Origin of the sequence: Massilia yuzhufengensis (assembly GCF_900112225.1) — a bacterium.
In the GTDB taxonomy this organism is placed as follows: domain Bacteria; phylum Pseudomonadota; class Gammaproteobacteria; order Burkholderiales; family Burkholderiaceae_D; genus Telluria; species Telluria yuzhufengensis.
This window is the reverse complement of sequence record NZ_FOLD01000005.1, coordinates 201,468-214,747: the sequence shown is the minus strand read 5'-3', so window position 1 is coordinate 214,747 and position 13,280 is coordinate 201,468. Positions and strand designations below refer to the sequence as shown.

Here is a 13,280-nt window from a genome sequence, read left to right as displayed (position 1 = left end):
CGTGGCGGTCGCTGCAAAATCTTGTTGGTAAAATAAGCACCTCACCTACTGTCCTCGCGGATTCCTTCTATGCGCACCGATACGCCCCAGACGATTTACCGGAGTGACTACACCCCGCCGAGCTACCTGGTAGACACCGTGGAACTCGGCTTCGACCTCGATCCCGCCCGCACCGTCGTCGCCAGCCGGCTGACCATGCGCCGCAATCCCGACAGCGCCCAGCGCGAGATCGAACTCCATGGGGAAGACATCGACCTGGTGGCGCTGCGCCTGAACGGGCGGCTGCTGGAGCCGCGCGATTACGCAGTCAATGGCAACCTGCTGACCATCCCGAACGCTCCGGAAGAAGCGACCCTCGAGATCGAAACCGTCTGCGTGCCGGAGCAAAACACCACGCTGAGCGGCCTGTACACCTCGAACGGCAATTTCTTCACCCAGTGCGAGGCCGAGGGCTTCCGCCGCATCACCTATTTCCCCGACCGCCCGGACGTGATGGCCAAGTACACCGTGATGCTGCGCGCCGACAAGGCACGCTACCCGGTGCTGCTGTCCAACGGTAACCTGCTGGAAGAGGGTGACATCGGCGACGGCCGCCACTACGCCAAGTGGGAAGACCCGTTCAAGAAGCCGTCCTACCTGTTCGCGCTGGTGGCCGCCCAGCTGGTGTGCCAGGAAGAAACCTTCCGCCTGGCGGACGGCCGCGACGCCCTGCTGCAGGTGTGGGTGGAAGAGGGCAACCTCGACAAGACCGACTACGCCATGCAGTCGCTCAAGCACAGCATCCGCTGGGACGAAGAGCGCTACGGGCTGGAACTGGACCTCGACCGCTTCATGATCGTCGCCACCAGCGACTTCAACATGGGCGCGATGGAAAACAAGGGCCTGAACATCTTCAACACCAAGTTCGTGCTGGCCAACCCGCGGGTGGCGACCGACATCGACTTCCAGGGCATCGAAGCGGTGGTGGCGCACGAATACTTCCACAACTGGACCGGCAACCGCGTGACCTGCCGCGACTGGTTCCAGTTGTCGCTCAAGGAAGGCCTGACGGTGTTCCGCGACCAGGAATTCACCGCCGACATGATCGGCACCGATACCGGCCGCGCCGTCACCCGCATCGACCAGGTGCGCACCCTGCGCCAGGCCCAGTTCCCCGAGGACGCCGGTCCGATGGCGCACCCGGTGCGCCCTGACTCGTTCGTCGAGATCAATAATTTTTATACGGTCACGGTGTACGAGAAAGGCGCGGAAGTGGTGCGCATGTACCAGACCCTGCTGGGCCGCGACGGCTTCCGCAAGGGCATGGACCTGTACTTCGAGCGCCATGACGAGCAGGCTGTCACCTGCGACGACTTCCGCCAGGCGATGGCCGATGCCGGCGGGCGCGACTTCAGCCAGTTCGAGCGCTGGTACAGCCAGGCCGGCACGCCCACCCTGCGCTTCGAGACCCGCTATGACAAAGCGGCGCAAACCTATGCGCTGACGCTGTTCCAGGGCTGCGCGCCGACACCGGGCCAGGACAGCAAGCTGCCCTTCCACATCCCGGTCGCGGTCGGCCTGCTCGACCGCGAGGGGCGCGACATGCCGCTCACCGTGGACGGCAAGGACATGGGCACCACCGCCGTGCTCGAGCTGCTGGAAGCCGAGCAGACCTTCGTCTTCAGCGGCGTGACCGAGACCCCGGTGCCCTCGGTGCTGCGCGATTTTTCCGCGCCGGTGATCCTGCAGGGCGGCTACACCGACGCCGACCTGCTGCACCTGTTCAACCACGACAGCGACCCGGTCAACCGCTGGGAGGCCGGCCAGCGCCTGGCCATGGGTCGCCTGCTCAAGCTCACCGGCGAAGTCGCCGCCGACGGCAAGCTGAACCTGGACGACACCTTCATCGAAGCGATGCGCAAGATGCTGGTGGACGAGTCGCTCGACCCGGCCTTCCGCGAGCAGGCGCTGATGCTGCCATCGGAAACCATGATCGCGGAGCAGCTGGGCGAAGTCGACCCGATGGCGGTACACCTGGCGCGCCAGTTCATGCGCGCCAATATCGGGGCCAGCCTGCGCAGCGAACTGCTGGCGCAGTACGACGCCAACCAGACGCCGGGCCCGTACAGCCCGGACGCGGCGTCCGCCGGCAAGCGCGGCCTGAAGAACCTGGCGCTGGCCTACCTGAACGCCGCGCCGGACGCCGACACCATCGCCCTGGCCGCGCGCCAGTGCGCCGATGCCGGCAACATGACCGACCGCGCCGCGGCCCTGGGCGCCCTGATCCACGCGCGCGCCCCGCAGGCAGAAAGCGAACTGGCGCGCTTCTACGACGAATTCCAGGGCGAGGCGCTGGTGGTGGACAAGTGGTTCGCGATGCAGGCCTCGGCCCCGACCACCGACATCGCCAGGGTGCGCGAACTGATGCGCCACCCGGCCTTCAACCTGCGCAACCCGAACCGCGCGCGCAGCCTGGTGGCCAACTACTGCATGAACAATGCGGTGCAGTTCCACGCGCCCAACGGCAGCGGCTACCTGTTCTGGGCCGAGCACGTGATCCTGCTCGACGGCCTCAACCCGCAGGTCGCCGCCCGCCTGGCCCGCGCGATGGACCGCTGGCGCCGCTACACCCCGGCCCTGCAGGTGCACATGAAAACGGCGCTGCAGCAGGTGGCGGGACAACAGCGCTTGTCGAACGACGTGCGCGAAGTGGTCACCAAAGCGCTTGCAAATTAAAACGTAGGGTGGTCGGCTATGCCGACCGCGCGTTCGACCCGGCCATGATCAGCCGCGGTACCGTTGATCACGCATTGTTTGAACGCGCGGTCGGCAAGCCGACCACCCTACATAAAAACAATCTCACCCAAACCAAAGGAAGTTCATGAAACGCGTCAGCCTTACGCAGTACCTGGTCGAGGAACAGCGCCTCCACCAGACCATCAACGCCGAGCTGCGCCTCCTGATCGAGGTGGTCGCCCGCGCCTGCAAGCGCATCAGCTACTCGGTCAGCAAGGGCGCGCTTGGCGAAGTGCTGGGCAGTGCCGAGACCGAGAACATCCAGGGCGAAGTGCAGAAGAAGCTCGACGTGATCTCCAACGAGATCCTGCTGGAAGCGAACGAGTGGGGCGGCCACCTGGCCGCGATGGCGTCGGAAGAAATGGAAACCATCCGCCAGATCCCGAGCCGCTACCCGAAGGGCGAATTCCTGCTGCTGTTCGATCCGCTCGACGGCTCGTCCAACATCGACGTCAACGTCTCGATCGGCACCATCTTCTCGGTGCTCAAGGCGCCGGAAGGCATGAACGACCCAACCGAGCAGGATTTCCTGCAGCCGGGCACCCAGCAAGTCGCCGCCGGCTACGCCGTGTACGGCCCGCAGACCATGCTGGTGCTCACCACCGGCAATGGCGTGCACTGCTTCACGCTGGACCGCGAGATGGGTTCCTGGGTGCTTACCCAAAGCGACATGCAGATCCCGGAAACGACGAAGGAATTCGCGATCAACATGTCCAACAAGCGCCACTGGCACCCGCCGGTGCAGCGCTACGTCGACGAGATGCTCGCGGGTTCCACCGGCCCGCGCGGCAAGGACTTCAACATGCGCTGGATCGCCTCGATGGTGGCCGATGTGCACCGCATCCTGACCCGCGGCGGCATCTTCATGTACCCGGCCGATATGCGTGATCCTTCCTCGCCCGGCAAGCTGCGCCTGATGTACGAAGCCAACCCGATGGCGATGATCGTCGAGCAGGCCGGCGGCGCCGCCACCGATGGCCGTGGCCGCATCCTGGACATCCCACCGACCAAGCTGCACCAGCGCGTGCCGGTGTTCCTGGGGTCGAAATCCGAGGTGGAGCTGGTGACGGGCTACCACGTGCAGTGACCGTTCGCCACGACTAAAACGCAAATAGATACCGCGTTGCACGATACCCACTAGCAAAGTTGCCGCGTTGTTTGCTAGAATATGGTGCTTCGCCGGTGAGGCCCAGGACTTTGGGCAGCGTTTTCATCGCCGGTGAGTGGTCGTCACCAGGTTTCGCCGCTTTAGCTCAGTTGGTAGAGCAGTTCATTCGTAATGAAAAGGTCGCCAGTTCGATTCCGGCAAGCGGCACCAGAAAGTAGAGAGGGCAGTCCCATAGGGGCTGCCCTTTTTGCGTTGGGCCTCACTCTGCCATTTCTTGCAAACCCCGCACCAGGCTCGACACGCTCGGATTATCGATGAACACGCACTGCTTTCCCGTGCGCTTGCAATGGTCCTTCACGCGCCAATAGGCGTGATGGCTGATGCAGCCGGTCTGGCAGATCACCAAGTCCGCCGCCGCCAGGCTGGCGTCGAGCTGGCCGGCGCTGTCTTCCAGGCCGCCGTCGTGGTGCGCGAACTGGGCGCCGATCCGTTCGATGACATTGCGGTACACCGGGACGCTGCCGCTGCGCCCGCCCACGCACAGCACGCTGCGGTTGACCAGGCGCACCGGCACTTCCACCACCGCGGGCGCCGCCACGGCCGCCACCGGTGCAGCCGCCTCAGGCGCCGCCACAGTGCGCGCCGCCTTCAGCGCGGCCACCTGCGCGCGCAGCGCCGCTTCCCGTTCCTCCACCTGCGCCAGCCGGTTGGCCAGGCGCTTGCGCGTGTCGAGCTCCGGCACCTCGGCCTGCAGCGCCGCCAGCTCGCTGCGCAGCAGGTGGATGTCGGTGTCCTTGGCCACTGCCAGCGCGCGCGCCGCCATCAGCTGCTGTTCGAAGCGGTCGGCCTGGCGTGTTTTCTCCTGCAACAGCAGCTGGCAGCGTCCCTGCTGGCGGGCCAGGTCACGCGCCAGGCGGGCGTTGTCGGCGACCACCGCGCGGTACTTGTCCATATCGGCCCGCACGCAGGCGCCAGCCTGGTGCTGCACCATGTGGATGTCGCGGCACATGGCCTGTTCGAGCTCCGTGGTGCAGCGTGGATGACTCAGCCCGGCCCAGAACGCCCCCGGCACGTTGCCTGCCGCGACCGCCTGCGCCCATAGTGCGCCCACATCCTGCGTCGTCTTGGCCGCGCGGAAGCGGGCCACGTCGCCGGTGTAGCGCCGCTCGAGTTCTTTCTGGATCGCTTCGGACAGCGGGTTGCGCAGTGCGCACTCGCTGACGGCGCCAACGTGGATATCGTAGTCGTCATGCAGCAGTTTGCCGCCCGCGACCCGTTCGACCAGCTTGCGCAAGGCGGGCAGGGGCAGGGCGACGCCGACCAGCGGGCAACGGCTGTTCGGGGCCAGCTCCCACACGCGGCGCCGGCGTGAGCCCTGCAAGGTGGTGTCGGGTTCGGTAGCGAAGGCGTGCTTGTCGCACATGCGTTTCTCCTTTCAGCGCATTTGGCATCGGCGAAGCCCAGGAAGGGCTTCATCAAATGATAATGATTATCATTTGCATTGTAACGTAGCCGATAGCTGTTGCAAGCGTTTCATTTGCCCTGTTTTGGGCGGATGGCTCAGCTCTGTTAGGCAACGCACGGTCTCGCCCCCATGGACGTTGTATTTTTTGTATCGAGCCGCAGGAACCGATACTGCGGCAATTCGGACCGCCACAGGCAACCGCTCCCGCAGCGACGGGTAGGGCGTCTGTGCTATCGGTAGAACTTTTGCGTTAGCTACAGGTCACAGTGACAAGAACGTGGCCGATGGCAATGAGCAGGGTTCCACCTTGATGTAGCGCAGGCCACTCTCGTCCCTTCGTTCTGTTTCACGCGGAATCAAGGAAGAATGTGGTGATAGTCAGGTATCGGTCTACTTCGCGTTGGTCTACATTTTTACGAGGGATATACCATGGATAATCAGAAATCTACCGAGGGAAAAGGCAGCGACGCAAGCCGCGATGGTGCAGGTTCGAGCATCGGTAAAAGCCAGAATCCTGGCCAGAGCCAAAGCAGCAGCGGTGCATCGGGCAGCAGCCAGAGCAGCTCGTCGGGCAGCAGCCTCGGCAGCGCCAACGCCTCGCCAAGCAGCGCCAAGCCGGCTACCGGCAGCAGCACCGGCTCGGTCGGCGGCACCAGCAATGCGGGCAGCCTGCAAAGCGGTTCGCAGGGTTCGGGCAACCTGGGCAGCAGCTCGAGCTCCAGCTCCAGCTACCCTTCGAGCGACAACAAGCAGAGCGGTTCGCCAGCATCGAGCGCAACCGGCTCCAGCGGCAGCCTGAGTGGCAGCAGCCTGAGCGGCAGCAGCAGCCTGAGCAGCAGCAGCAGCGGCAACAGCGCACTGGGCTCGTCCGGCAGCGTGCAGTCGTCCGATGCATCGTCCAGCACCGACCAGTCGTCGGCTGGCGGCATCAAGGGCGCCATGGCCAATGTCACGCCTGACAAGCTGCACCAGAAAATCGACCAGGTCGCACAGGGTGCGCAGCCGCTGGTCGACCGCCTGGTCGGTACCGCACACGCAGGCGTCGACCGCATTTCCGGTCTGCTGAGCGGCGCGGGCGAAAGCCTGGGCCAGCGCAAGGGCCAGCTCAACGAAACCTACCAGAACTACTCGGTCAAGAGCACCGAGTACGTCAAGACCAATCCAGGCACCGCCCTGCTGGTCGCAGCCGGCGTCGGCTTCCTGCTGGCCAAGCTGCTGGGTGGCAGCAGCACCGAGCGCAAAGAGTATCGCTACTACCGCGACTGATCGGCGTAGCCGTCAGTAAAAAACCCGGCAGGCGAAAGCCTGGCCGGGTTTTTTGTTTGCGTCGGGATCGATTCGCGTCAACCGTGGGGTGGGCGGCTTCGCCGCCCGCGCGTTCAACTCCCCATGAGCCGCGGCGACGAAGAATCCGATTGCGGTTGAACGCGTGGGCGGGAAATCCGCCCACCCTACCTTTACTTCACCGGGTCGGACACAACGACCTTCACCGGCGCGGCTACCGGCTTGCGCCGCAGCTTCCCCATTCCCCGCTTCATCAGGTGCTCGAAGTCGTCCACATACGTGAACACCGCCGGCACCACCAGCAGGCTGAGCAGCGTCGAGGTGATCAGGCCGCCGATCACGGCAATCGCCATCGGCGAGCGGAAGCTCGGGTCGCCCGACAGGCCCAGCGCCAGCGGCATCATGCCGGCGCCCATGGCGATGGTGGTCATCACGATGGGGCGCGAGCGCTTGTGGCAGGCGTCGACCAGCGCATCGAAGCGGTTCATGCCGGCCTGGCGCGCCAGGATGGCGTAATCCACCAGCAGGATCGAGTTCTTGGTAACGATCCCCATCAGCATGATCAGGCCGATCATGGTCGGCATCGACAGCGCGCTCTGGGTCACCAGCAGGGCGACAAAGGCGCCGCCGATCGACAGCGGCAGCGCCGCCAGGATCGTCACCGGCTGCATGAAGTCGTTAAACAGCAGCACCAGCACGCCGTAGATGCACAGCACGCCGATCAGCATCGCCACGCCGAAGCTGGCGAATAGCGCCTGCATCTCCTGGGCGTCACCCAGTTCCGCGATCTGCACCGACGGCGGCAGCTTCTGGAACACGGGCAGGGCGCGCGCTTCGGTGTTGACTTCGCCCAGCGAGCGGCCCTGCAGCTCGACGTCGAGCGTGACGTTGCGGGTGCGGTTGAGGCGGTCGATCTGGGCCGGGCCGCTTTCCATCGTGATGGTCGCGACGTTCGCCAGCAGCACCGGACCACGCGCGCCCGGCACCGTCAGGCGTCCCAGCGCATCGAGGTCGGCGCGCACGGCGTCGGGCAGCTTGACGCGGATCGGCACCTGGCGCTCGGCCAGGTTCATCTTGGCCAGCGAGATGTCGTAGTCGCCGGCGGTGGCCACGCGCACCGTCTCGCCGATGGCGGCCGCGGTTACGCCCAGGTCGGCGGCGCGCGCAAAGTCCGGCCGCACGATGATCTCCGGGCGCACCAGCGAGGCGCTGGAACTGACGTTGCCGATGCCCTTGAGCGTGCGCAGCTCGCGTTCGGCCTGGCGCGCGGTAGCGGTGAGCATCAACGGGTCTTCGCTGCGCAGCACCAGCTGCATCTTGGTGCCGGTATCGTTGGCGCCCACGTTGAAGCGTGCGCCCGGGATCTGCGCCACTTTTTCGCGCAAGGCCTTTTCGATGCTGGCCAGGCCGAAGTCGCGGTCGTCGCGCTCGGCCGTGGTCACGGTGAGCACGGCGCGGCGCGCTTCGGCCGCGGCGCCCGGCGCGAAGGCGTCGCCGCTGGAGCCGCCGCCGATCGAACTGAACACGCCCTTGACGCCGGCGACGCCCATCACGGCCAGCCTGGCCTGCTCGGCCACGGCATGGGTTTCGGCCAGCGTGGAACCCGGCGGCAGCTCGAGCGTCACCAGGGTCTGCGAGCGGTCGTTCGGCGGCACGAAGCCGGTCGGCAGCAGCGGCACCAGCGCGATCGAGCCGGCGAAGAACAGGGCCGAGGCGATCGCCGTCACCAGGCGGTGGCGCAGGCACCACTGCATGACGCGCATGTAGCGGGCCATCAGCGGTCCGTCCTTTTCTTCGCCCAGGTGCTTGGGCGGCTTGAGGATGTAGGCCGCCATCATCGGCGTGAGCAGGCGCGCGACCACCAGCGAGGCCAGGATCGCGATCACCGCCGTCCAGCCGAACTGCTTGAAGAACTTACCCGGGATGCCGCCCATGAAGGCGGTCGGCAGGAACACCGCCACCAGCGAGAAGGTAGTGGCGATCACCGCCATGCCGATTTCATCGGCCGCCTCGAGCGCGGCCTGCATCGGGCTTTTCCCCATGCGCAGGTGGCGCGAGATGTTTTCGATCTCGACGATCGCATCGTCCACCAGCACCCCGATGACCAGGGCCAGCGACAGCAGGGTCACCATGTTGAGCGTATAGCCGAACAGGTATTGGCCGAGGAAGGCCGGGATCACCGACAGCGGCAGCGCGGCCGCGGCGACCAGGGTGGCGCGCCAGTCGCGCAGGAACCACCACACCACCAGCACCGCCAGCACCGCGCCTTCGTACAGCATCTCCATCGAGGCGTCGAAGTTTTCCTGGACCGGCGCCGAGTTGTCGATGGTTTCGCGCAGCACCACGTTCGGATGTTCCTTCTGCAGCTGGGCCACCGCTTCGCGTGCGCCGGTGGCCACGTCCACTTCGCCCGCGCCGCGGGTGCGGAAGATTTCGAAGCCCACTACCGCGCGGCCATCCTGCTCGGCAATCGAGCGTGGCTCGGCCACGGTGTCGGTGACGGTGGCGATCTGTTCGAGCTTCACATGGCGCCCGTTCGACAGCGGGATGTCCATCTGCGCCAGTTCCTGGGCCGACTGCACGGTGGCGATGGTGCGCACCGACTGCTCGGCGCCACTCACGTCGCCGCGTCCGCCCGGCGCTTCGCGCTGCACGTTGCGCAGCTGGCGCGACACGTCCAGCGCCGAGACCTGCAGCGCCGCCATGCGGGCGTCGTCGAGTTCCACCCGCACTTCGCGCGTGACGCCGCCGACGCGTTTCACCGAACCGAGGCCCGGGACGCTCAGCAGGCGCTTGGCGACGTCGTTGTCCACGAACCAGCTCAGGGCCTGGGCATCCATGGCGCTGCCGGCGCCCGCTGCGGGCGTGGCGGTGAAGGTGGCGACCACGCGGCCGGCGGTGGCGGCCTTGGTCACGCTCGGCTCGCGCATCTCTGGCGGCAGGTCGGAGCGCACCCGCGCCACCGCGTCGCGCACGTCGTTCACGGCTTCGGCCAGGTCCTTCTCCAGCACGAATTCGACGGTGACGGTGGCCACGCCGTCGAGCACCTTGGTATAGATGTTCTTCACACCCTGCAAGGTGGCGACCGAATCTTCGATCTTGCGCGCGACTTCGGTTTCCAGCTGGGCCGGCGCGGCGCCTTCCAGCGTGGCGGCGACGGTGACGATCGGCAGTTCGATGTCCGGGAAATCCTGGATCTTGTTGGCCTTGAAGGCCAGCAGCCCCGCCAGCGTGAGCAGGACGAACAGCATGATCGCCGGGATCGGGTTACGGATCGATAAAGCGGAAAAATTCATGATGGGGCTCCGCTCAGCGTGCAGCGGTGGTGCGCGCCGCGGCCGGCTTGGCCGCCGCCGGGGCCGGCACGTTGCGTACCAGGTCCCCGTCATTCAGGAAGCCGGCGCCGCTGATCACGATCGGCGTGTCGGCCGCCAGGCCGCCGACGATCTCGACGCGGTCGCCGATGCGGCGGCCGGTGCTGACTTTGAGCTGGCTGACGCGGTTGTCGCGGTTCAGGCGCAGCACATAATTGAAGCCGTCGCGCACCACGACCGCCTGCTGCGGCACGGTGAGGGCCTTGGAGGTGCCGAGCTCGAAGCGGCCGCTGGCGAACATGCCGGCCTTGAGCGGCGCGTTGGCCGACAGCGCCGGCGGCAGGTCGACATACACCAGCGCCAGGCGGGTTTGCGGGTCGACGGTCGGTGCGACCGAACGTACCTTGCCGGTGATCTCGCTGCCGCTGGCGGCGCGCACCGCGGCGCGCATGCCCGGACGGATGCGTCCCAGGTCGTTCGAGGTGATCTCGGCGCGCCACTCCAGCCGGCCCTGGCGGATCATGCGGAACAGTTCCGTGCCGGCGCCCACCACCGCGCCGACGGTCGCGTTGCGCGCCGAAATGACGCCGCTGTCGGGCGCGGTGACGGTGGCGTTGCGCAGGCGCAGCTCCTGCTGGGCCAGGGTCGCCTTGGCCGCGCTGACGCGCGCCGCCGCGGTGCGTTCGCCGGTCAGGTATTGGGTGATCTGCTGCTCGCTCAGCGCGCCCGAGGTGCGCAGGCTGCGCGCACGGTCGCCGTTCGACTTCGCTTCGGCGGCGTTGGCCTGCGCTTCCTGCAGCGCGGCCCTGGCCTGGTCGACGTCGGCGCGCACGGTCTCGCCCGCGAACACGGCAAGCACTTCGCCCTTCTTGACCACGTCGCCCACGTTTACCCGCACTTCGGACAGGCGCAGGCCGTTGGACTCGCTGCCGATGATGGCTTCCTGCCAGGCCGCGACGCTGCCGTTGGCGGTGAGGCCGACGGGGAGGGTGGTCGCTGTCGGCAGGCCGGTGGTGACGGTCAGGGCGGGCGTCGGCGCGGCCTTCTCGTCCTTGGCGGTGGCGCGGTTCGGCACGGCCAGCGCCAGGGCGAAGCACAGGGTCGCGCCGGCGGCGGCGATCAGTGGAACAGGGACGGAACGGGGAAGGCGGCGGAGGGTAGGCATAGTCTTCGATAAGCTGCAGGTTAAGCTGCCAAGTGTAGCAAAGTTGCAATGCTCCGCGCGCGCAATCGTCGTGTTCGCCGGGCGATTAGAGGAAGCTTACAAACATTTACCAAAGCGCGCAGCAAGCACGGTGGCGCAGGTATATAACAAGGGCATGCACACTTCTGGATTCCGGCGCCGCCGCGGCGCCATGCTGCTGCCTTCGCTGCTCCTGCTGCTGGCCATGCCGGGCGCATCGGCGGCGACTGCGGCCGCGACCTCGCAGCAGGCGCTGCACCTGTTGAACCGGCTGGGCTACGGCCCCGCGCCGGGCGACGTGGCGCGGGTGCGTGCAATGGGCCTGGCCGCCTATGTCGACAGCCAGCTGGCGCCTCCGGCGCTCGAACCCAGGCTCGCGGCGCGCTTGCGCGAATACCACGAGGCCGGCACACCCGCGGACGAGGAACGCCTGTTGCGTGCGATCGCCAGCCCACGCCAGCTGGAAGAAGTGCTGTCGGCGTTCTGGCAGACGTGGTTCGGTATGCGGGGCGTGAAGGAGCCCGATGTGCGGCCGCATGTGTTCGGACGCTACGCCACGCTGCGCACCATTCTGGTGCAAGGCGGGGACACCCGCAGCGAACGTGCCGCACTAGGGGCGCTGCTCAAGCAGTTCGTATCCGCGCCGTCCCGCGCGCTCGAGCACGCGTTGTGGGCTGCCTGGACTGCCACCGGGGGCGACCAGCGCGCGGTGCTGCGGGCGCTGTTCCGCAGCCCGGAATTCCTCGCGCCTTCCCAGCATGGCAGCATGCGCAAGGACGATTGGCGCTTTGTCGTTTCGGCGCTGCGGGCGTCAAGCGTGGCGGTGCAAAATGCGGCGCCGCTGGTGGAAGCCCTGCGTCGCCCGATGGGGACGGCGGGGCGCGCGGCGTTCGCGCAGCAGCTGGCGCAGGGACGGCTGGCGCTGGCGATCGCGCCGCCGCGGCTGCACCGGTATGCGTCCTCGGCGCCGCCGGTGCGGGCCATGGCTGGAAGCGCTGCGCCGCAGGCTGGGGTAGCCCAGCCGGGACCGGTATTGATCGAGGCGCCCACGCCTTCGGCTGCGGCGATGGCGGCGGCGGCGCGTAGCCAGCCGCTCGACCCCGGAGGCCTGCTCGAACTGCTATACAGTAGTGCGTTCGCGCGATATTGAGGTGCGGAACCAAATGTTGTGCATCGCAACATTGCAGCCAAAAGTATCTGGGTTTGGAAACCTTACCTTCACGAAATTAGAGCAGTAGTTCTACGGTATTGCACCGCACAAAAAATCGGGGTATATTGGAACTGTCTCCTCCAGTTTTCTCCGAAAATTGGATTATCGCCCGCCAGCCGCAAGGTTCGCGGGCGCTTTTTTTTTGTGTGTTCGCGGGATGGGAAGGCGTAGGCAGGAGGGCCCGCCCACGCCACGACTTCAATCGTCGGCGCCCTGGAAGGAACCGGCGCGCCAGGTCAGCACCAGGGTATCGCGATGCCCGTGCTCGTCCAGGGGCTGGATCGGGGTGGATTCGTGGATCACGGCGGCGTCGTCGAGCAGCAGCAGCGTCCAGGGCTCGAGCATTGTGAAGCGCTGGCCGGCCGGGCCGTCGGCTTCGAACACGCGCGTCTCGCCACCCTTGATGCCGGTGCGCTTGATCAGGATCACAGCGACGAAATCGACGCCGTCGCGGTGCGCGCCTTCCGGCGTGGGGCGGCCGATGCCGTCGGCGGTGTCGATGCGGAACTGGTGGGCTTCCACGTTCCAGGTGTGCGGGCCGCGCACGCCCGAGCAGACTTCGCCCAGCGCGCGCAGCAGGCGCTCCCACGCCGGCGTGGCGATGGTGGCCGGTTCGATCGGCTCGAACAGGCGGTGCATGCCGCCGTGCAGGGCGTTGTACTCGACCGGCTGCCAATGGGCGCGGTGCGGCGTCTGCGCCAGGCCATGGCCGTCGTCGACGAAGCAGGAATGGCGGCGCCGGCGATAGCGGCCGCCGTCCTTGAGGTAGTTGTCGAGTTCGAGCCGGTCCCAGCTCGGGACGAGCGCCTGCAGTTCGTCGAGCGTGCAGCCCGCGAGGTGGGCGACATCGAGAGGGCGCAGCAGGGCATAGCCCTCGCTGCGCACGACGTCCGTCAGGTGCGACGGATCGGTGGTGGGAAGTTCACGTGGTGTCATCCGGT

The 13,280-nt window shown here is 66.8% G+C and carries 8 protein-coding genes and 1 tRNA gene; 5 read left to right on the top strand and 4 right to left on the bottom strand.

Annotated elements, in window-relative coordinates:
* Positions 1-69: 69 nt before the first annotated feature.
* The 3 genes from pepN (at position 70) to BM031_RS06915 (ending at position 4,093) form a co-directional block, all read left to right on the top strand.
* A complete protein-coding gene (pepN, locus tag BM031_RS06925) occupies positions 70-2,715 on the top strand; it encodes an aminopeptidase N (RefSeq protein WP_091872898.1) in 2,646 nt (881 codons plus the stop codon).
* 145 nt (positions 2,716-2,860) lie between these two features.
* Complete coding sequence (locus BM031_RS06920) at positions 2,861-3,862, top strand: class 1 fructose-bisphosphatase (protein ID WP_091872896.1); 1,002 nt, start codon at positions 2,861-2,863, stop codon at positions 3,860-3,862.
* 155 nt (positions 3,863-4,017) lie between these two features.
* Positions 4,018-4,093 (top strand) — tRNA-Thr (locus tag BM031_RS06915).
* A gap of 49 nt (positions 4,094-4,142) precedes the next feature.
* Here BM031_RS06915 and BM031_RS06910 read toward each other — a convergent pair.
* Positions 4,143-5,306: a DUF2325 domain-containing protein gene (locus BM031_RS06910; RefSeq protein ID WP_091872893.1), complete on the bottom strand. Its 1,164-nt coding sequence runs from the start codon at positions 5,304-5,306 to the stop codon at positions 4,143-4,145.
* 471 nt (positions 5,307-5,777) lie between these two features.
* Here BM031_RS06910 and BM031_RS06905 point away from each other — a divergent pair, with 471 nt between their 5' ends.
* A complete protein-coding gene (locus tag BM031_RS06905) occupies positions 5,778-6,614 on the top strand; it encodes an ElaB/YgaM/YqjD family protein (protein WP_091872889.1) in 837 nt (278 codons plus the stop codon).
* A gap of 191 nt (positions 6,615-6,805) precedes the next feature.
* Here BM031_RS06905 and BM031_RS06900 read toward each other — a convergent pair whose 3' ends face one another.
* Positions 6,806-9,928 carry an efflux RND transporter permease subunit gene (locus tag BM031_RS06900; protein WP_091872887.1) on the bottom strand — a complete coding sequence of 1,041 codons (3,123 nt, stop codon included), beginning with the start codon at positions 9,926-9,928 and terminating at the stop codon, positions 6,806-6,808.
* A 13-nt stretch (positions 9,929-9,941) separates the two neighbouring features.
* Complete coding sequence (locus tag BM031_RS06895) at positions 9,942-11,111, bottom strand: efflux RND transporter periplasmic adaptor subunit (RefSeq protein WP_091872884.1); 1,170 nt, start codon at positions 11,109-11,111, stop codon at positions 9,942-9,944.
* A gap of 154 nt (positions 11,112-11,265) precedes the next feature.
* Between BM031_RS06895 and BM031_RS06890 the strand changes: the two genes are divergently transcribed.
* On the top strand, positions 11,266-12,279 hold the full coding sequence (locus tag BM031_RS06890; RefSeq protein ID WP_143084519.1) for a DUF1800 family protein: 1,014 nt from the start codon (positions 11,266-11,268) through the stop codon (positions 12,277-12,279).
* A gap of 258 nt (positions 12,280-12,537) precedes the next feature.
* Here the strand turns inward: BM031_RS06890 and BM031_RS06885 are convergent, their stop codons facing one another.
* Positions 12,538-13,275, bottom strand: coding sequence for a 2OG-Fe dioxygenase family protein (locus BM031_RS06885; protein ID WP_091872879.1), 738 nt, complete (start codon positions 13,273-13,275; stop codon positions 12,538-12,540).
* Positions 13,276-13,280: the final 5 nt, after the last annotated feature.